The sequence below is a fragment of the Microcoleus sp. A006_D1 genome (genome assembly GCF_036702805.1).
Classification (GTDB): Bacteria; Cyanobacteriota; Cyanobacteriia; order Cyanobacteriales; family Microcoleaceae; genus Microcoleus.
Genome location: NZ_JAUBVZ010000001.1, coordinates 412,118 through 431,347, shown reverse-complemented (window position 1 = coordinate 431,347; position 19,230 = coordinate 412,118). Strand labels below are relative to the sequence as shown.

Sequence of the window (19,230 nt, the reverse complement as noted above, 5' to 3'; positions counted from 1 at the left end):
TTTTATTATAAGCTATTCAACGAAGATTATCTTAAATCTATGTAACCGATCGCCCTAGCCTAAAGCATTTTTCAGCAAGGTAAGAAAGCCTTGTCCGGTAAAAATTTCTATCGCTAGCAAGGAAACAAAGCCAATCATCGCAAAACGTCCGTTAACTTTTTCGGCGTACTTGGTAAACCCGGTGCTGACTGTTGCGTCTACATACATCTTAGGCTCGACTGCGAAGTTGTTCAGCAAGCCTTGGTCGTCAATCACAAGTTTAGATGAGTTCATTTGTTTTTCCTTGTTGCTTTATGTAAATAAATGTAACAGACTGTTAAGCTATGTAACGGTGATATAACACACAAAGATATGTGATGCTCATCACATACTTTTGTGTTCAGATGATCAAATAAAATCCAAAATCTAAAATCTAAAATTTTACGACCTTTGCTGCGCGGGCATTGTGCCCGATCGCGAAATTAAATTTAAATGTATAAGAGCTGACCAAGCATGATAACGATTATCATTATATTCATGAGTCAACCTACAATCACCGCCGTAGCGGGCCCGCCCGGAAGCGGCAAAACTACCTGGATTCGACAGCAGCTAGCAGCGGAGACAGCACCCGTGCTGTATTTCTGCCCCGGAAGCGGCAATGTGCCGATCGACCAAACCTGCATCGCCGCCGAATTCCCCCAAATCAAAACCCTGACAGACGGCGAAGAATCCCTACTCGCCAAACACCTAGAAAACGGCGTTTCAGCCTACATCGAACTGGGATTTTACCTACAACTGACAACAGTAGAAAACCTGCTCCAAAGCTTCCCCAGCCGTCGGATCGGCGTAGTGCCCCCGGAAATCAAAGACACCGAATGGCATCAGTGGGGCGATGTAATTGTCGAGGGAATAGCCGTCAGCGGGGAATTAGAAAAACTATCGATTTGGCGATCGCCCGCCAGCGGCCAAGTCCTCGATCCCGCCAGCCTCGATATGTTCTGGTACCAAGAAATGACCCAAGGAGCCTACGGCAAAGTTCACAGAGCCAAAGGCATCTTTGACATAGCCGATGGGCGATCGTTCTACTTCGACTTCGCCGCGAAATTCCAAGAAACCGCCCACGAAGAATTGGCACTTCCCCGCTGGCTAGAAGGCCGTCCCCAAAGATTTAGCGGCATAGAAATAGTCGGCGAAAATCTCGACAAAACAGCATTAGCACAAACCCTAGAAGATTGCTGTCTGTCCGAAGCAGTCATGTTGAATTACCAGCAACAAGTCAAAGAATCACTATCATTAGGAGAAGAAACAGCATGAAAATAGCAGTTATATCCTGCATTCACGGCAACTACGAAGCCTTAAACGCAGTATTGTCAGACATTGACGAACAAAAAGCCGACAAAATCTTTTGCCTCGGAGATTTAGTCGGCTACGGGCCCAATCCCCACGCAGTAGTAGAAATGATTCGCTCCCTCGACATTCCCACCTGCATCGGCTGTTGGGACGAAGATATAGTCGAAGGTTTGAACTCTTGCGAATGCAGTTATCCCTCAGCTTTAGCCGAAAAAAGAGGCAAATTAGCCCACGAATGGACTAACGCACAAATTCCCTTTGAAACGCGGGAATATTTAGCTCAGTTGCCGCACAGTTTGCGGGAAGACAATATGTGTTTCGTTCACGGCAGTCCTCACAGCAACCACGAATATTTATTGCCAACAATGGATGCTTTTACTGCTTTAGAGCGGGTATTTTATACGGGTGCTGACGTGCTGTTTTGCGGTCATACTCACGTCCCTTACGTCCGCACTTTAGACGCTGGACAAATGCAGATTCAGGTGAGCGGGCCGAGCGTTGAAGGAGAAAAGTCTTTAAATTTTACAGCTCCTTTAAAGCGGATTGTAAATGTTGGTTCCGTAGGAGAACCGCGCCACGGTAGACCGAATGCTACTTACGTTATTTACGATGCTGATGCGGAACGGGTGACTTTGCGAGAAGTCGAATATGACTATCAAGCTACTTGCGCTGCAATTATTGAAAAGGGTTTACCTCCGATTTTTGCTTGGCGTTTGGCTAGGGGTTTAGAGTATGCCGAAAAAGCTGACGATCCGACTCATGTTTGTGAAAGGTAGTCATTAGTCAGTGGTCAGCGGTCATTGGTCATTAGACATCTTTAGAAAAGCCTGTAAATGGCAGGCAAGATGCCTGCCCCACAATCATTATTGGACAAGTCTATTAGTCAGTATGTCATTGGATATATTGTGAACTATTCTCTTCCCTTTGTTTGTGGAACAGGCGTCCCGCCTGTTTTCGCGAATCAATCACAAAAACTTGAAGTTAGTTGTCAGTATATTGCGAACTGTTCATTCTCTTCTTTCCTCTTCCTACGTGTCCTTTGCGTCTTCGCGGTTCGTTCAAATTATCCTCTAAAAAAACATCCAAACTAACCAGACAAAAACTCTTATCCTCATAAGAATCAACAAAACCAATGAAAAACTGGGCAATTTTAAGCGGAATCGAAGGCAATTTAGCAGCTTACGAAGCTGTACTCGCTGACATAAAACGCCTGAAAATCCGCGTTGACGAGTTGTATATTTTGGGCGATTTAGTCGGCCCGACACCAGAGTGCGAAAAATTAGTTGAACGAGTACGATCGCCCAAACGAGGAGAAATCGAGCCCCAAATCTGTATCGGGTGGTGGGAAGAACAGTGTTTTAACCTGCACGGAGTGGGCGCAAACCCAGATGTTGCAGAATTCAGACAAAAATACAGTGCAGATACGATTAAGTTGCTCTGGGATTCTGTTAGCCGTAAAAGTGTAGAGTGGTTGCGCTCTTTGACTTTCGGCTTTCACGAGTTTGACTGTTTGTTGATTCACGGGAGTACAGTTGGCGCGTCTGACGAACTTACCCCGGAAACTCCGCCGCCTGTGATGCTCGATCGCGTTGTGCGGGCTGATGCTAATACTTTGTTTTGCGGGCGATCGGGCTTAGCGTTTGAGTATCAATTACAGGGAAGTATTATCAATAACTCTGTGCAAACTCTTGACTCTCAAGAGCCACTATCAACGGTCTCTGCAACCCCGCGGCGGGTGGTTGGAGTGGGGAATGTTGGTCGATCGCCCGATCGGGCCACCTATGCTCTTTACGATCCCGACACAGATATCGTCAAGTTCCGAAACGTCTCCTACAGCCCCCGCAAAGGGTTCGGGGGATAATTCCGTCCCCCGTGGCGATGCTGCAAAAATCCCTAGGGCTGACGCACTCGCAAGGGTGAGAAACCGGGTTTCTTCTCAGGGGATTATCGTGAAAGCGTAGGTTTTTGTCAAGAAACCCGGTTTCTGTGATTTTTACAGCGGGAGTCCAGCTAGTTGACATAATTTATCAATTAGCCTAAACTGCATATTGTCTTCAAAGTAGCGGTGAATCCCATGACTTTTTCCACCTACACTCCAGGCTTGTACGCTAGTTTCAAACACCAGACTTTCACCCACCGCCAGTTAGTGCCGGTGCCGTCTCAAGGCTTGCTGCGAATTGAACGGGGAGCTGTCCGAACCGTGACTTGGAGCGACCAGGGGACACCAATCACGCTGGGATATTGGGGAGTTGGAGACGTGATCGGTCAGTCGCTGTCAGGTGTCGAACCTTATCAAATAGAATGCAAAACTCATGTTGAAATTAGTTACATTCCTGCCAATTTGTGCGATCGATCCTTAGAGGAAATTTTCGCGCACATCCAGCAGACTCAAGCATTTTTCTGCATACTTCGCAGCGAATCTCTGCGCGATAGATTGCTGCAACTATTGATTTTGTTGGGTAAAAAATTTGGTCGCGAAGTGGCACAAGGGCTGTTAATTGATTTGAGATTGACTCACCAGGAGATTTCCGAATCTCTTGGGATTACACGGATCACGGTAACGCGGCTGATGGCGAGACTGGAAGAAGATGGATTGATCGATCGATCGCGCCCTCAATACATTGTCTTAACTTCGAGTTAGTTTGATTTTTACCTGTGAGTCAGCGCTGTGCGATAATCATTATCATTATCGTAAAAATACCACCGCTCATGTCCTCAGAAAATATTGCCTCTGAAAGCAAAACCTCGACTTTGCCAGCAACCCCAATCCGCCCCCGCCGCCTGCGACGCACAGCGGGCTTGCGCCGGATGGTACGGGAAAATCACCTCACAGTTGATGATCTGATCTATCCGATGTTTGTGATGGAAGGGGAAGGGCAAAAAGTTGAGATTGCTTCCATGCCTGGGTGCTATCGCTATTCTCTCGATTTATTGCTTGCAGAAATCGCCGAATGTTGGAATTTGGGAATTTGTGCGATCGCCCTTTTCCCAGTAATCTCAGAAACCAAAAAAGATGACACTGGAACCGAAAGCTACAACCCGGGCGGATTAATCCAGCAAACAGTCAAAGCCATCAAACAAAACATCCCCGAAATAATCGTAATTACCGACGTAGCCCTCGACCCATTCACCAGTCACGGACACGACGGTTTAGTTGACGAAAGCGGTAAAATTCTCAACGATCCAACTGTCGAAGTTTTAGTCAAAATGGCAGTTTCTCAAGCAGCAGCAGGTGCAGATATGGTAGCACCTTCCGACATGATGGACGGCAGAATCGGTGCAATTCGCAAAGCCTTAGATGCAGCGGGATACATCGATACAGGAATCCTTGCTTATTCAGCAAAATATGCCTCTGCCTATTACGGCCCGTTCCGCGATGCCCTGGATTCTGCTCCCAAATTTGGCGATAAAAAGACTTATCAAATGGATGCTGCTAATGCTAGGGAAGCACTGAAAGAAGTTGCTTTAGACATCGCAGAAGGTGCAGATATTGTCATGGTAAAACCAGCTTTGGCTTATCTCGATATTATCTGCCAAGTGCGCGAAGCAACTAATTTGCCTGTGGCTGCTTACAATGTCAGCGGCGAATACGCGATGATAAAAGCGGCGGGACAGTTAGGTTGGATTGATGAACAACGGATTATTTTGGAGACTTTGACGAGTATTAAACGGGCTGGTGCTGATTTGATTTTGACTTATTTTGCGAAGCAAGTTGCTTTGATGTTGCAGTAAGAGGGATTTTTAACCGCAGATGCACGCTGATTAACGCAGATGCTTTTTCAGAGCATCTGCGTTAATTTCAAGTAATTTAAGTTGTCGGTAATGCCTTCAGCAGATAAGAGCGCGATCCAGTTTGCGTCACGCCAGCCGCATCTTTGTAGGTGTAAGTTCCGTAGGCAGCACGCCGAAATTATTGATGCCAGTAGCACCAGCTAATGTCACTTTCAGGTCGCCAAAGGTGGGATTTGTCATTGCCAAATTGTTCAAATCTTGGAGTTTACCGTTGTTCCAGACAAAAGCGTGCTCTTGATTTATCCCATCCTGGGAGTAGCCGACTACTTGACAGAATTGGTTGATGCCGGCGGTTTGGCCGTTTGCGCCACCAAAGCTGCCGACTCGGACTTTGAAAAGTTTGACTGAAGCTGCGGCGGAAGCCTGGATGAGTCGCGTTTATGGGGGTGCTCATTGGTCATCCGATAATCGAGATGGGTTGAAGGCGGGCAGGAATTTGGGCAAGTACGTTGTGGAGAAGTTTTAGTTACAGGAATTACGCAAAATTTCTCAATGTATTTGACTGCTGACTCATGACTAATGACTCATGACTAATGACTCATGATTACCTGCTATATTTGTAAGGGTGATTTAATCATTAGTCATTAGTCCCGTGCTCTCAAAGACAACAATTCAGAATTTGACGATCGGCATTTTAATCGCCCTGCTGCTTGAGTTGTACAGCCCGATCGCCATTTTTGCTCAAAACGTCGTCGCAATCAAATTCTCCGGCACTGCTGCGGGTGTCAGCACTCGCTACATCGGTGCAGTCGAGGGCAACATCAACTTTGACCTCAAGGATTTACAAGATTTGGGAATTAATACCTACCGTGTTTACGGCGGGATGTCCCGGTGGGAACCCGAAGACGATGATGGTAAATACGGCTGGCCGGAAATCTCCCGAATTAAGGCAAATCCCAATATAATTAATTGGGCGCATTGGGATCGGATGATGACCGATCCGCCCCAGGGTAGCGATTATTGGTGGTCTGGAGAACCGGGCACAGTTTGGCAAGGCAATGCCAGGACTATTTTCAATACTCTCAAACAAGCAAATATTCGCCCGGTTGTCAGCATTCGCAATGTGGACAGTAGTTGGAATCCGTCTTGGGCGCTGCAACTGAATCCGCCTCGCACCAAAGATGATTGGAACGAGTGGTGGGAGCACGTTTTTGCTACTGTTTATTGGTTGAACGTGCGTAACGATTACCGTGTTGATGATTGGGAAATTCACAACGAACCGGACAACCGCGAACAGGGTTGGGGCGGAACTAGGGCGGATTATTTTGAGTTGGTTAAAGTGGCCAAAGATGCGATCGACTTTGTTTACAAAACTTATTTGCCTTCGCGCGCATACCGCATCCACGGCCCGAAAACCGTAGGCGGCAGCAACTGGCCAGTTTATGCTTTGCGAGAAATTCCTAATTATTTCGATACAGTCAACTTCCACAATTACGATGCAGATATTTCTAACTACACCCGCAAAGTGCGCGGCTGGATGAACGGTACTGTCCGCGCTAACTCCCAGCTTTGGGTGGGAGAATGGGGAAGTTACAAGATTAGCTATAACGATTTCTCTTTAGCTTTAAGTTTGATTAAAAATTTGATTCGAGGTTCCGAACCGGGGGATAATTATATTTACGGTAGTCACATATTCAGTTTGTATGACTGGGGAAAGTCGGGAGTGGCAGAAGGTTTGCTGGGCCCAGGCGGCAAGCGGCGCGCGGGCTACTATGCTTTGCGGATGGGCATTCGGGCTTTGCAGGGCGGGAGAGCTAGCTTTTTTCCTATCACTAACATTTCTGGTTTAATGGCAGTTGCCACTCTGGATGCTAGCAACAATGTTTATTTGCTGGCTGTGAACGACCAAGCAGAATCTTACACTATTAATGCTGATATTTCGGCTCTGATTAAAGTCGGTAATGGTACCGTGCGGGAGTTCAGTTTAAAGGCAATGGATGAGGTTGTTAGGAGCTTGACGCTGAATGGCGGGAATGCGACTTTTGCGGTGGCGGGGAACAGCGCTATTCTCATTAAGTTCGATCGCCCGAATTGAATTTCAAATCCTCTGGAGTCAGCATTGGGATAAGATAGAATTAGTTATTATCGGAATTATTTATTTTCTACCTGTTTCGCCCTGGAACCCTGGAACCCTGGAACCCTCGAACCCTCGAACCCTTAATTGCACAACAGTTGAAATACCTAAATCGTCATGTTGTGATTCCCCTCCTGTCGCTGGTAAATTGGTAGCGTGCAGGTATCTTGCCTCAAACAGAATCCGAGCCAGAGTTCCGTTGAGGGCGAGAAAGTAGGGTGCAGTCTAGACGATCGCAGAAATTATAGCTCGTAAACCCGCAGCAGTAGGCTAGGCGAAAAATTGCCAGCCCGTCAAAAGTCCCCCCTCTGGCAGATAGCATTGGTTCTGACTTGTCATTACCCGTCAATTGTCAGGGATTGGCACGGAATTAATTTTCAATGCCAAGATGCTGGAAGTAGAGGTGAGTTTAATTGTACAGAAACTTTGAGCGCGCACAGGAAACCTCGCGGGCAAAGCCTCTCAATCAATCTGCTGCCCGCGATCGGGTTTTTCCAACAAATATCACTTTTATGCCCCCTGATGTTTATTCCCTCCCTCAGTCAGGTCATCAACCGCAATCCCCTCACCGTCACCCCTGGGACGCCCATAGAAAAGGCGATCGAGCTGATGAGCAGCACAGGAGCCAGTTACGTCCTCGTGGTAGAACCGCGCGGGAATTTTCAACTCGGAAATCCCACCAATGGGACTTCCCCACAGTCGCGCGAACACTCGGGTTTCTCTAAGGGCGCACCGCGTGCGGTACAGGCATCCGCCCACGGCATCAGTGTTAACGGATCGAAAGCTGACTATCCTGGTGGGCAGACAGTGCTGGGGATTTTTACAGCGCGAGATGTTGTCCAGCTAAGTTCTATCGGCGCTGCTTTGAGGGGATTTGCGATCGAGCAAATCATGATCAGAACCGTAACTGTAGCCCGTGAATCGGAAATTCCCGACTTTTTTGCCTTAGCAAATCTGCTGGAAAAAAATCATATCGGTCATTTACCCGTCGTCAGCGACGCTGAAGAACTTATCGGTTTAATTAGCTCTCAAAGCTTAGTGCAACTGTTGCAGGAAATTGGGGAATCGCCACAAAAAGCAAGCAGCGCTTCGCCACCTGCGGCGGCCTTCGCCTTCCCTCCGCCGCTGCCAATTTTGCATCCGAAACTAGAGCTGCCCGCGAGTTTAATTAAACTTTATCAAATCCCTCAAATCGCAGCCTCGCGAATTATTCACGCTCCTGCTACTGCTTCGGTTCGCTATTTGGCGCAACTGATGTTCAGACACAATGTTAGCTATGTATTAATTACTGACACTCCCGAACAAAACTCGAATGGTGCTGCTCAAAATTCCAAATTTACAAATCCCAACCTCCACAAACTGGTTGGGGTGGTAAGTTCTCGGGACATCGTGCAGTTGCAGGCACTAGACAGAGACTCGAACAAAATTAAAGCAGGAGCGATTTGCAGCAGTTCGCCGCCGCTGGTTCGATCGCACTCTACCCTCGAAGCAGCCATCGCCTTGCTGCAAAAATACTACTGCCAGTTACCTTTATTAGTCATCAACGAAAGCAATCACCCGATCGGGATTGTCAATCCTAAAACCATCCTTTTACAAGCCCTGGATTCAAAATCTCTGCATTCCGGTTTGATCGCTTTGCAGCGCCAGCTAGAATCTAGCAACGCGCAATACAAAAGACTCTCGGCAGAAATACAGATTCCGGCAGCAAATCCCCCCCTCGCGGCTGAAATTTCTGAAAACAGTTTCGTGCAGCGCCCAAATCTCCCCGCTACCGTCAACAATCAGGGAATTTGGGATTGGAATCTCGAAACTGATGAGTTTTTTTATTCGGCGCGGTGGCAAGAAATGCTGGGCTACAAAGAAGGGGAAATCTCGAATCGCCGATCGGAATGGTGGAGTCGCATCCACCGTGATGACATTGACGGAGTAAAAGCAGCTTTAGAAGATCACTTCGCACAAAAAACTGCGGATTTTGCAGCAGAATATCGGATGTACTGCAAAGACGGCAGCACTGTCTGGGTGCTCAACCGGGGTCAAGTTTTGCGCAGCGCTGCGGGTAAACCGCTGCGGCTAGTCGGAACTCATACAGATATTACTCCAAACAAGCGCTTAGAACTCAAAAACCACGAGAACGATCGCGAGCAATTCCAAGTATTTGACTCTTTGAAAGCAACAGTAATTTTTCAGATGGATGCGGCGGGGGTTTGGACATTTCTCAACCGCGCTTGGACTGAAATTACTGGTTTTTTGGTGACCGAAAGTTTGCAAACTAATTTTTTAGATTGGGTGCATCCAGATGAGCGCGCGCAGTGTGGGGATTTATTGGAGTCTTTGCTGTCGGGAAAGTCGGAATTTTGTCGGCGAGAACTGCGATTGAAATACAATTCGGAATCGGGGAGAAACGAATTGGGAATTCACCCTAATTCTGGCTTTATTTCAGTTGAAATATTTGCCCAAGTCAGGCTGAATTCCCAAGGTGAAATAGCGGGAATTTTAGGGACTTTGCATGATGTCTGCAACCGCGTCGCTGGAGTTGAGGAACTGCGGGAAAGCGAGCGGGCAATTCGATCGCTCTACGAGGTAATGGTGGACTCGGAGGGCTCTTTTGACGAGCGAACAGCCCGGTTTCTGGCAATGGGTTGCAGTCAGTTTGGAATGGATATCGGGCTGTTGGGTAGGGTTTTGGGCGATCGCTACGAAGTGATCGCGGCCTACATACCGTCGGATTTTCCCTTCGGATTTGCTAAAGGAGACGGTTTTGCTTTGAGCAGAACTTTTGAGCGAGAGGTTTTGCGATCGATCGAACCTATTTCGATCGAATCAGCCGGCACTACTGAGTGGCGCAACCATCCCGCTTACGCCGTGCGCCGGTTGGAGGCTTTTGTCGGCACGCGGGTAATCGTGCAAGGGCGAGTTTTTGGCACTTTGAGCTTTACTTCCCGCACCGCTAAACCTCCTTTAAAACCGCTGAATTTTGAAATTTTAAAGTTGATGGGAAATTACATCGGCGCTGAAATTACCCGCGAAGAGCGAGATCGAACTTTGCAGCGTCAGTACCAGCGCGTTTTACTCCTCAAACAAATCACTCAAAAAGTGCGATCGACCTTAGATACTCAAGAAATTTTTCAGACTACCGCCACCCAAATCGGTCGCGTTTTTGGTGTCAATCGCTGTACAATTCACACTTATCTTTCCCAACCTTATCCGCACCTTCCTTGCGTCGCGGAATACTTAGAACCAGGCCACGAATCGGCTTTAGATTTAGAACTTTCTGTCACTTACAACCCCTACACAGAAAAACTACTCGCTGAAGATATAGCCCTGGCATCTCCCGATGTGTTTGCCGATCCGTTGCTCGAATCTTCGGTGCCGATGTGCCGCCGCATCGGATTAAAATCTATGTTGGCGGTTCGCACTTCCTATCAAGGAGAACCGAATGGCATTATAACTTTGCACCAGTGCGATGCAACTCGACAGTGGACTCCCGACGAAATTGAACTGTTAGAAGATGTTGCCGCTCAAGTCGGAATTACCTTAGCTCAAGCACGACTCTTAGAAACCGAAGTTCAGCGACAGCAACAGTTAGCAGAGCAAAATGAAGCTTTGGAACAAGCTCGACAAGCGGCGGAAGTTGCTAACAGAGCTAAGAGCGAATTTTTAGCGACGATGAGTCACGAAATCCGCACTCCGATGAATGCGGTAATCGGGATGACGGGTTTGCTGTTGGATATGGAACTAACTCCAGAACAGCGGGATTTTGTGGAGACAATTCGCACCAGCGGCGATGCTTTGCTGACTATTATTAACGATATCCTAGACTTTTCCAAGATTGAATCTGGAAAAATGGATTTGGAACGCACCCCCTTCGAGCTGCAAAACTGTATAGAAGAATCTCTGGAATTGCTGGCTCCGAGAGCATCGGAAAAAGGTTTAGAATTGGCTTACTTTATCGATGATTCGGTTCCGAAAAACATTTTAGGAGATGTCACAAGACTACGCCAAATCTTGGTAAATTTGCTGGGAAATGCAGTTAAATTTACAGAAAATGGAGAAATTGTGGTCTGTTGTACGGCTAAGAAAATCGAGCGTGTAGCTGCTAATAGTCCGCTAAAAACAATCAATCTTATAGAGCAGCAATCGCTAGCAGTTAACCAGGAAGAGTTGGCAGATAGCAGACAATACGAGATTCAATTTGCTGTTCAAGATACCGGAATTGGTATTCCGCGTGACCGGATCGATCGCCTGTTTAAAGCTTTTTCGCAGGTGGATGCTTCGACAACGCGACATTACGGGGGGACGGGTTTGGGACTGGCTATCAGTCAGCGTTTGAGCGATCTGATGGGGGGTAAAATGTGGGTTGTGAGTCAGGTTGCTCCGGGAAGTTCTAAGTCTAAACCGACAGTTTCTGCGATCGGACAAAGTATCGCAGGAAGGCCGCCTACGGGATTTGCTGGGCCGTCAATCTCTGGTTCTGGTTCGATTTTTTATTTCACGGTGACTGCTGAAGCGACTCAGAGCCGCGCTGAGGAAAAACTACCGGAATTTGCTGCTGGTAAGCGTGTGTTAATTGTCGAGCATCATACCATCAACCGACAAGTTTTGATCCGGCAAGCTGAGGCTTGGGGAATGATACCCGTGGCTGTAACTTCCGGTGCTGAGGCTTTGGAAATCATCAAAGAAAACTCGGCGATCGATTTGGCTATTTTGGCAATGAATCTACCAGATATGGACGGTGTGGCTTTGGCTGTGCAGATTCGTTCATGGGAGCTGAGCAATTTGTCTAGCGGCGAGGCGCTAAATCCGAATGTCATCAAAGTTAAAAGCCCTCGCAAAGTTACGCTACCTTTAGTGCTGTTTACTTATTTGAGCAAGGCGGAAGTTTGGAAAAAACTTGAAACTACAGAAGTACATTTTTCGGCTTTTTTAACTAAGCCTCTAAAACAGTCGCAGTTTTATAATGTATTGCTGCAAGTTTTTGGATATGTTGCCGGCAGAAGCGGCAAGGGAGAACTTTCAAATGTAGCGACTTTGACTTCGGGATTGAAGTATTTTGAAAATTCTCAAGAACAGCACCGCGTACAGCGGACGCCTGCGGTTTTGAGGCAGGTTGCGAGTAATTCTGCCGCACAGGATGCAGCTAATTCTAGTCAGATTCGGATTTTGCTGGCCGAGGACAATGTGGTGAATCAAAAAGTCGCTACTCATTTGCTCGACAGGATAGGATATCGGGCTGATATTGCGGCTAATGGCTTGGAGGTTTTGGAGGCGCTGAAGCGGCAATCTTACGATGTTGTGCTGATGGACGTGCAAATGCCGGAGATGGACGGGTTGGAAGCGACGCGCCGCATTTGTCGGGAATGGCCAGCTAATAAGAAACCGAAAATTATTGCGATGACGGCTAATGCGATGCAGGGCGATCGCGAAAAGTGTCTGGAAGCAGGTATGGACGATTATATTACTAAGCCGGTGCGCCGGGAAGAGTTGGCGATCGCTCTGAGCAAGTGCCAACCTCTGCATCGGGATGAATCGGATGCCGTTACGGAGCCAAAAAATCAACACATTTCCGATCGAGTTGACAGTCAGGCTGCTGCATATTCCAGCCTTCAACCGAGAGCAAATTCGCCGATCGATTTTCATGTTTTGCAAAATCTCCGCCAGCTAGACGATGAGGAAGATCCTGATTTTTTGGGGGAGTTAATTAAGATATATTTGTCAGACGCACCGCAGCATTTAGAAACAATTAAAGAGGCGATTTTTCTGGGGGATGCTGATAGTTTGAAGCTGGCTTCTCACACGTTGAAGTCGAGCAGCGCTAATTTAGGAGCCGTGTCTTTTTCGGAAGTTTGCAAGGAGTTGGAGTTGATGGGCCGCGTGGCGGTTGAGTCTGGAGGGGAACAGGTGTTTGATGCGCGTACTGCACGCGATCGCCTGTTGGAAGCCCAAGCGGAGTGGGAAAAGGTGCGATCGGCTTTTGAGATAGAATTGGCAACGGGGAAATTGCGATCGCAAATGGGGAATTAGTCATTGGTCATTGGTCATTAGTCATTGGTCATTAGTCATTAATCATTGGTCATTAATCATTGGTCATTTTTCATTGGTCCTTAACCAAAATGTTTGATTAACCGCGCTCAATTACCAATTACCAATTACCAATTAAGTAGGTCATTGCGAAAAAACAATAGTATTTTGTAGGGGCGGGTTTAGCTAAGAATCTATGATACCAGCCAGTTTTTGAAGGCAAAACCCGCCCTCCCCATCTACTGTTTATTTGTACCCACCTACTTACCAATTCTCCATTACCAATTACCAATTACCAATTCTCCATTACCAATTACCAATTACCAATTTAACTTTCACCTAAATACGCTTTGCGAACAGTTTCATTTGACTGTAAATCGCTAGCACTACCAGCGACTACAACCTCACCAGTTTGGATGACATAACCGCGGTGGGCTACACTTAAAGCCATGCGGGCGTTTTGTTCCACCAATAAAATAGTCATTCCTTCAGCATTAATATCGCGGATGATCGCAAAAATTTGACTGACTAACATCGGCGCTAAGCCCATACTCGGCTCGTCCAATAATAGCAAACGGGGGCGCGACATCAAAGCGCGGGCGATCGCCAGCATTTGCTGTTCACCGCCGCTAAGAGTGCCCCCTTTTTGACTAATTCTTTCTCGCAAACGGGGAAATAAATTTAATGCTTTTTCCATATCCGACTTGATACCGAGAGTATCGTTGCGGAGATAAGCACCCATTTCCAGGTTTTCTTGCACCGTCATGCGCCCAAAAATCAACCGCCCTTCGGGACTTTGAGAAATGCCCAAACGGACGATCGCCTCTGTAGACAGCGACTCCAAAGGCTTTCCCTCAAACAGTACAGTCCCCTGGCTCGGCCGCAGCAGCCCTTGAATCGTGCGGAGAGTTGTCGTTTTCCCCGCCCCGTTGCTACCGATTAATGTCACAACTTCTCCCTGCGAGACTGTGAGCGATACTCCTTTGAGAGCGTGGATATTTCCGTAGTAGGTGTGAATGTCTTTGATTTCCAACATAATTACTCTTTCTAGTTTGTTCTTTGTTATATTATCCCGACTAATTCTAAATTTTTATTGCATTTATTTAAAATTAACTTTTTTTAGAGTATGCAGTAGTTTTACTTAAATCAACATCCAGCGGTAGCTCGAATACCATGTATTTTGAGAAGTTGTGGTGGCCAACTTTACAGAACTTTTAATCAAAAAAATGATTTCTTGACCGTAACTTTACAAAAATGTCTAAGTAAATAGATAGTATGAATACGTAAGGGAAACCAACCACTACAAATCACAAAAATAACAACACTTAAAATTCTGCAAATTTAAGGATATTCACCATGAAATTAAATCACAGCACTGGAGCGATCCTCTTCGAGGGCTTCGCTAACGCATTTTTATTAGCAACTCCTTTAGTAAGCGGCTTGACTGTAGGTATAGCGCCCAGCAGTGCTGCCACAATAGCAGGTTCTACCGCACAAGTAACCATTAACAACTTCAGTCACAGACCCACAGACACAGGTACATCTACCGACACTAACACTGCTACGATAGCTAACGAGGGTGTTGTGATTAGCCAAGCGAACGCTGATGCAGCTTTTATATCTAACTGTCACGAATTGCTGGCAAAAAATCTCTCCAAGAGTGAAGTCGCAGGCAGCGGCAGCAACTATGCAGGTTTAGCCCAAAGTCAAGCAACAGTGATCGGCGACTTCGAGATTGAGGCAAAAGAAACTTTTTCCTTCGCTGTTAAGACAGATTTAAATCTTTTCACATCAATTGACAACCGCCAATCCGAACGCGCCAGCGCCAGGGGAAGTATATTTTTCGGATTGATTAACACTGTTACCAACATTTTGTTAGATTCTGTCCAAATAACCAGCAATTTAGATTCTTCTGAGGGCTTAACTCGCAACGTGTACCGCAGCAGCAACAACTTCGATTTCAGTGCAATTAAATTAACTTTAACGCCACCTTACGGACAAGGAAACACTATAAAAAGCCTCTTCTTTACTTCTTGGAGGTATTCACGGACATTCGACAGCGCCACTAGCTTAAGATTAGTAGAAATTAACAACAATCTCGCAGAAGTACAAGCAGAAGCACAAGCAGAAGCAGTTCCAGAACCCAGCACAATATTAGGTACTGCACTGTTTTTAGGATTGTTGGTCAGGGCGCGAAAACTGAATAATAAATTGTCTGAAGCCAAATCAAAAATTTAGGGAAAAACGCCCGAACATCAATCCGTATAGTGCGCACTGCGCACCTCACTTCTCCGTAGGGTGCGCAGAAAACCCATTAAGTTTAAACTAAATAGTTTGCGATCGCACGGGTAGCTAGAAACCGGGTTTTTTAACCAAAATATTTGTTTCAAACCTTGAATAAGAGTCAAAAAACCCGGTTTCTTTGCCAGAAATGCGTAATTCCTTCTCAAGAATGCAAATGCTGAGAAGCTTCAAACCCCGACAGTCATCAGTCATCCCCAATCTAAAATCTAAAATCTAAAATCTAAACTTGTCTTACCCATTGGCATCTTCTTCTTTTCCCAAATATGCCTCAATCACGCGAGGATTTGCGCGAACTTCTGCCGGAGTTCCCTCAGCAATTTTAGTACCGTACTCCATAACACTGACGCGATCGCTAATTCCCATCACCACCTTCATATCGTGTTCGATCAGCAAAATACTCAACTCCAACTCATCGCGAATCCGGTAAATAAAGCGAGTTAAATCAGCCGTTTCATTCGGGTTCATCCCCGCCGTCGGTTCGTCCAAAAGCAGCACTTTCGGATCGGAAGCCAAAGCCCTGGCAATTTCCAATCTGCGCTGGTCGCCGTAGGAAAGGTTTTTTGCCAACTCCGGCGCTTTCTTCACGCCTAAACCGACAAAATCCAGCATAGTCAGCGCTTTTATTTTAGCTTCCCGTTCTTCCAGCATCGCAGTCGGTGGGCGGAGGATTGCACCCAACAAACCTGTTTTTAATCGGCAGTGTCTACCTACTAAAATATTGTCCAGCACAGTCATATTGTTAAACAAGCGAATATTTTGAAAAGTTCTAGCAATCCCGAAACTTGTCAGGCGATCGGGAGGCAAACCGGTGATATTCTTATTTTCTAGGAGCAACTGACCGGCACTAGGTTTGTAGATACCAGTGAGCATATTAAAAAACGTGGTTTTGCCCGCACCGTTGGGGCCGATCAAACTCGCGATCGAGCCTTTTTCCAAAGTTAGACTAACTTGGTTGACCGCAGTCAAACCGCCGAATCTCATTGTAAGTTGTTGTGCTTCTAATAGTGACATTTTGGTTGTGTTTCCTAATATTGGTTTTGATCTTCTCGGGTAGGGTGCGTGACTGCAAATAGATTTAGGCGGAGTCTAGCAGGCCTCTGGCGTCACGCACCTTTCTGAATATATGGGGATTTGAGCCTCGGATTTGTTATTATGGGTAATTTTTGTTACTTAGATTTGGTAAGGTGCGTCAGCAGAAGATTGTTTGAGTTGAGTCAAATATCTCGACTGACGCACCCTACTGAATTTTCTAACGTCAGCAGAAGATTGTTTGAGTTGAGTCAAATCTCTGGACTAAGTGACGCTACTGAATTTTGTAACGTACAAACAAAATAGAACTTAAACAGATTAGATTCTAGGGAACGGAGAGGGCGATATTGTGCGTGTAAATCTGCGGTAGAGAAGTTTTCAATAACTTTCAGATTGAGTTCGTCAGCTAAACTTGCAATTTTGTCAAACCCAGTAATCCACGGTGCATACATACTTTCGTATTTATCTATGTAATCATTGATATCTTGGTAGCCCGTGGTTCTCGAAATTACCTGATCCGACATATAATCAAAGGACAATCGGAAAGTATTAATATTGTCGCGAATTTGTTCTAAGACAAATATTATATCTTGTTTAGCAATCAAAGTAGTGTTGCCTTCCCACAAAAAATATGTCGGTCTATCGAAATTAAATTCGCTCTGTTTCAGCAATGAGATTAAACCATCTTTTACGTAGTCGCCGGGAAGGTAGCGAATATTTGCAGTAACTTTGTTGGCTGTGAGAGTTTGTTCTTTTAATTGGAGAGTTGCGGGATCGTCTATTTCAAAATAAGTGACTTTTTCTCCATTGATTCTAGCGGCGCGAGTATCTAAGCCTGAACCTAAGATAACTATTTGTTTGCAACCTCCTAAAACTTGATTTGATAAAACATCATCAAAGTATTTAGTCCGCAGCTTGACCATTTCTTTTGCTGCGGGAGAGTTTTGAGCTATTGCGGAGGCAATTGTTTGGGTTTCCTCGTTCAGCCAAATTTTGACTACATTATCGGTGTAAAGTGGATGAGTTGCTTCATTTTCTTCTGCTCTAAATTCCGCAACGATAAAAGCAGTACCAGTTAGATTGTTCATGGCTAATCTTTCATCCTTACTATTGACTTCTGGAATCGGCTAAAGATTCGTTGCTCGTTTCACCATCTGAATGCAGTTCAGCTTGGTGAATGCGATCGGGAATCAGCCCCTCGGGCCGCACGATCATCATCACAACTAGAGTTAAACCGAATAGAAATAAGCGCATTTGAATCGGGTCTAAACTGGTTGCTAGAAAGTCGGCTAACTGGGGAATTGCAATTCTGGGGAGAACAAAAGTATTCAGAAAACCCTTGAGGACTTGGGCGAGTTGGGGGAGATATAGCCGATCGGCAGACATGATAATGATAGCGCCCAAAATCACCCCAGTCATGTTACCCAAACCGCCTAAAATCACCATACACAGGATAATCACCGACACCGAGAAATCGAAGACGCTGGGAAAAATCGCGCTAATGTAAGCCGCATAAAACGCGCCTGCAAAGCCTGAAAACGTCGCTCCCATCGCAAAAGCCGAAAGTTTGGTTTTGACCAGGTTAATGCCCATCGCACTCGCCGCTAATTCATCTTCGCGCATGGCATTCCATGCCCGTCCCAAGCGGGAATCTCGCAACCGCGAAATCATGAAGTAAGCAAAGACAACTAGCAGTAAAATTAGGTAGTACCAGGGAAAGTAGTTGCCGGTGCTGAAAGTGCCGATGATGGGGAGAGATGGACGCCCGATCGGGTTGATGCCCGCTTCGCCGCCAGTCAGGTTAAAAGGTCGATCGCACCCAACGAGACACAACACCAATTCCGGCTTACCCAAAACCCCAGCGACAATCTTCGAGATTGGTTCGTCGATGCGAATCGCGGTTAAATTCCGAAACACCACCGGGATAATTTCGCCAAAACCGAGGGTAACGATCGCCAAATAATCGCCCTTGAGCCGCAGTGTCGGAATACCCAGGATTACGCCCGCAATCCCAGCTACACCGGCGGCGATCGGCAAAACCACCCAAAAATTCCAAGCAATATTTAACTGTCCCGAAGATAGCAAAGCCGTCGTGTAAGCGCCGATCGCAAAAAACGCCGCATATCCCAAATCCAACAAACCCGCAAAACCCACAGTAATATTCAAACCCAGCGCCAGCATAATAAAAATTTGAATCTGTACCACCGTAGCAATCCAGCCGGTCTTAGCCTGAAGGTCGATAAACGGAAACAGAATTAAGATAAAAGCTAATGTTACCAGAGTAGCCTGTCGCTGGCGTTCTCCCTGCAAACCCTGCAAAGCACCCATTAATGTAGCTGTCAAAATTGCGATCGTCAAACTGCAAATCCCGTACAGCAGCGTAGTCGGCAAAGCCACAGGAGATTGACCAGAAAAAGGTCTCACCAACACCCCTTCCAGTACGCTAGCAACTAACAGCCAAATCCCCAAACCCAAACCCGCGAAACTGCCGAGTGTTGCACCAATTTTTGGGGTGTCAACCTTCTGATCCTGACAGCTCATGAAGCCCGCAGCCGTGCCCATTAGCCACCCGATCACAGTCCCACTCCAACCGCCGAATAGCACAACAGTCAAAAAGGCGATCGCTCCTAAAATACCACTCGATTTAATTGCTTTGATTATCTTGTTTGACATAATTAGTAATT

General features: G+C 46.3%; 15 protein-coding genes. 9 read left to right on the top strand and 6 right to left on the bottom strand.

Translation table 11 applies throughout. The features are described from left to right. Positions 1-54 precede the first annotated feature (54 nt). Positions 55-273 carry a high light inducible protein gene (locus tag QUB68_RS01735; RefSeq protein WP_332988795.1) on the bottom strand — a complete coding sequence of 73 codons (219 nt, stop codon included), beginning with the start codon at positions 271-273 and terminating at the stop codon, positions 55-57. 243 nt (positions 274-516) lie between these two features. On the opposite strand from QUB68_RS01735, the gene QUB68_RS01730 reads away from it, so the two are divergent. The 5 genes from QUB68_RS01730 to hemB all read left to right on the top strand — a co-directional run bounded on the left by QUB68_RS01730 (position 517) and on the right by hemB (position 5,061). Next, entirely contained in the window at positions 517-1,293 is a 777-nt protein-coding gene (locus tag QUB68_RS01730; RefSeq protein ID WP_332988793.1) for a GTP-binding protein, read from the top strand. Then, positions 1,290-2,105, top strand: coding sequence for a metallophosphoesterase family protein (locus QUB68_RS01725; protein WP_332988791.1), 816 nt, complete (start codon positions 1,290-1,292; stop codon positions 2,103-2,105). The genes QUB68_RS01730 and QUB68_RS01725 overlap by 4 nt, the downstream gene beginning before the upstream one ends. A gap of 356 nt (positions 2,106-2,461) precedes the next feature. Then, positions 2,462-3,190, top strand: a complete 729-nt coding sequence (locus tag QUB68_RS01720; RefSeq protein WP_332988789.1) for a metallophosphoesterase family protein — start codon at positions 2,462-2,464, stop codon at positions 3,188-3,190. A gap of 213 nt (positions 3,191-3,403) precedes the next feature. After that, complete coding sequence (locus tag QUB68_RS01715) at positions 3,404-3,970, top strand: Crp/Fnr family transcriptional regulator (protein ID WP_332988787.1); 567 nt, start codon at positions 3,404-3,406, stop codon at positions 3,968-3,970. Between the two features lie 68 nt (positions 3,971-4,038). Continuing rightward, complete coding sequence (gene hemB / locus QUB68_RS01710) at positions 4,039-5,061, top strand: porphobilinogen synthase (RefSeq protein WP_332988784.1); 1,023 nt, start codon at positions 4,039-4,041, stop codon at positions 5,059-5,061. 126 nt (positions 5,062-5,187) lie between these two features. Here hemB and QUB68_RS29910 read toward each other — a convergent pair whose 3' ends face one another. Beyond that, on the bottom strand, positions 5,188-5,364 hold the full coding sequence (locus QUB68_RS29910; RefSeq protein ID WP_442923034.1) for a hypothetical protein: 177 nt from the start codon (positions 5,362-5,364) through the stop codon (positions 5,188-5,190). On the opposite strand from QUB68_RS29910, the gene QUB68_RS01705 reads away from it, so the two are divergent. The 3 genes from QUB68_RS01705 (at position 5,320) to QUB68_RS01695 (ending at position 13,216) form a co-directional block, all read left to right on the top strand. After that, the gene (locus QUB68_RS01705) at positions 5,320-5,469 is read left to right on the top strand and encodes a hypothetical protein (RefSeq protein ID WP_332988783.1); all 150 of its coding nucleotides are present in this window, start codon (positions 5,320-5,322) and stop codon (positions 5,467-5,469) included. The two genes, QUB68_RS29910 and QUB68_RS01705, sit on opposite strands and share 45 nt — an antisense overlap. 244 nt (positions 5,470-5,713) lie before the next feature. Further along, positions 5,714-7,156, top strand: coding sequence for a hypothetical protein (locus QUB68_RS01700; protein WP_332988782.1), 1,443 nt, complete (start codon positions 5,714-5,716; stop codon positions 7,154-7,156). A gap of 561 nt (positions 7,157-7,717) precedes the next feature. Continuing rightward, the gene (locus tag QUB68_RS01695; RefSeq protein WP_332988780.1) at positions 7,718-13,216 is read left to right on the top strand and encodes a response regulator; all 5,499 of its coding nucleotides are present in this window, start codon (positions 7,718-7,720) and stop codon (positions 13,214-13,216) included. A gap of 325 nt (positions 13,217-13,541) precedes the next feature. Here the strand turns inward: QUB68_RS01695 and QUB68_RS01690 are convergent, their stop codons facing one another. After that, complete coding sequence (locus tag QUB68_RS01690; RefSeq protein ID WP_332988778.1) at positions 13,542-14,249, bottom strand: ABC transporter ATP-binding protein; 708 nt, start codon at positions 14,247-14,249, stop codon at positions 13,542-13,544. Positions 14,250-14,569: 320 nt separating this feature from the next. Between QUB68_RS01690 and QUB68_RS01685 the strand changes: the two genes are divergently transcribed. Further along, complete coding sequence (locus QUB68_RS01685) at positions 14,570-15,451, top strand: PEP-CTERM sorting domain-containing protein (protein ID WP_332988776.1); 882 nt, start codon at positions 14,570-14,572, stop codon at positions 15,449-15,451. Positions 15,452-15,748: 297 nt separating this feature from the next. On the opposite strand, the gene QUB68_RS01680 is transcribed toward QUB68_RS01685, so the two are convergent. The 3 genes from QUB68_RS01680 to QUB68_RS01670 form a co-directional block, all read right to left on the bottom strand. Beyond that, positions 15,749-16,528 carry an ABC transporter ATP-binding protein gene (locus tag QUB68_RS01680; protein ID WP_332988773.1) on the bottom strand — a complete coding sequence of 260 codons (780 nt, stop codon included), beginning with the start codon at positions 16,526-16,528 and terminating at the stop codon, positions 15,749-15,751. A gap of 269 nt (positions 16,529-16,797) precedes the next feature. Then, positions 16,798-17,634, bottom strand: coding sequence for a class I SAM-dependent methyltransferase (locus QUB68_RS01675; RefSeq protein ID WP_332988770.1), 837 nt, complete (start codon positions 17,632-17,634; stop codon positions 16,798-16,800). A 19-nt stretch (positions 17,635-17,653) separates the two neighbouring features. Next, entirely contained in the window at positions 17,654-19,219 is a 1,566-nt protein-coding gene (locus QUB68_RS01670) for a branched-chain amino acid ABC transporter permease (protein WP_332988769.1), read from the bottom strand. Positions 19,220-19,230: the final 11 nt, after the last annotated feature.

Coding starts and splice junctions, on each gene's coding strand:
- QUB68_RS01735 (WP_332988795.1), bottom strand. CDS start 273: ATGAACTCATCTAAACTTGTGATTGACGACCAAGGCTTGCTGAACAAC.
- QUB68_RS01730 (WP_332988793.1), top strand. CDS start 517: ATGAGTCAACCTACAATCACCGCCGTAGCGGGCCCGCCCGGAAGCGGC.
- QUB68_RS01725 (WP_332988791.1), top strand. CDS start 1,290: ATGAAAATAGCAGTTATATCCTGCATTCACGGCAACTACGAAGCCTTA.
- QUB68_RS01720 (WP_332988789.1), top strand. CDS start 2,462: ATGAAAAACTGGGCAATTTTAAGCGGAATCGAAGGCAATTTAGCAGCT.
- QUB68_RS01715 (WP_332988787.1), top strand. CDS start 3,404: ATGACTTTTTCCACCTACACTCCAGGCTTGTACGCTAGTTTCAAACAC.
- hemB (WP_332988784.1), top strand. CDS start 4,039: ATGTCCTCAGAAAATATTGCCTCTGAAAGCAAAACCTCGACTTTGCCA.
- QUB68_RS01695 (WP_332988780.1), top strand. CDS start 7,718: ATGTTTATTCCCTCCCTCAGTCAGGTCATCAACCGCAATCCCCTCACC.
- QUB68_RS01690 (WP_332988778.1), bottom strand. CDS start 14,249: ATGTTGGAAATCAAAGACATTCACACCTACTACGGAAATATCCACGCT.
- QUB68_RS01685 (WP_332988776.1), top strand. CDS start 14,570: ATGAAATTAAATCACAGCACTGGAGCGATCCTCTTCGAGGGCTTCGCT.
- QUB68_RS01680 (WP_332988773.1), bottom strand. CDS start 16,528: ATGTCACTATTAGAAGCACAACAACTTACAATGAGATTCGGCGGTTTG.
- QUB68_RS01675 (WP_332988770.1), bottom strand. CDS start 17,634: ATGAACAATCTAACTGGTACTGCTTTTATCGTTGCGGAATTTAGAGCA.
- QUB68_RS01670 (WP_332988769.1), bottom strand. CDS start 19,219: ATGTCAAACAAGATAATCAAAGCAATTAAATCGAGTGGTATTTTAGGA.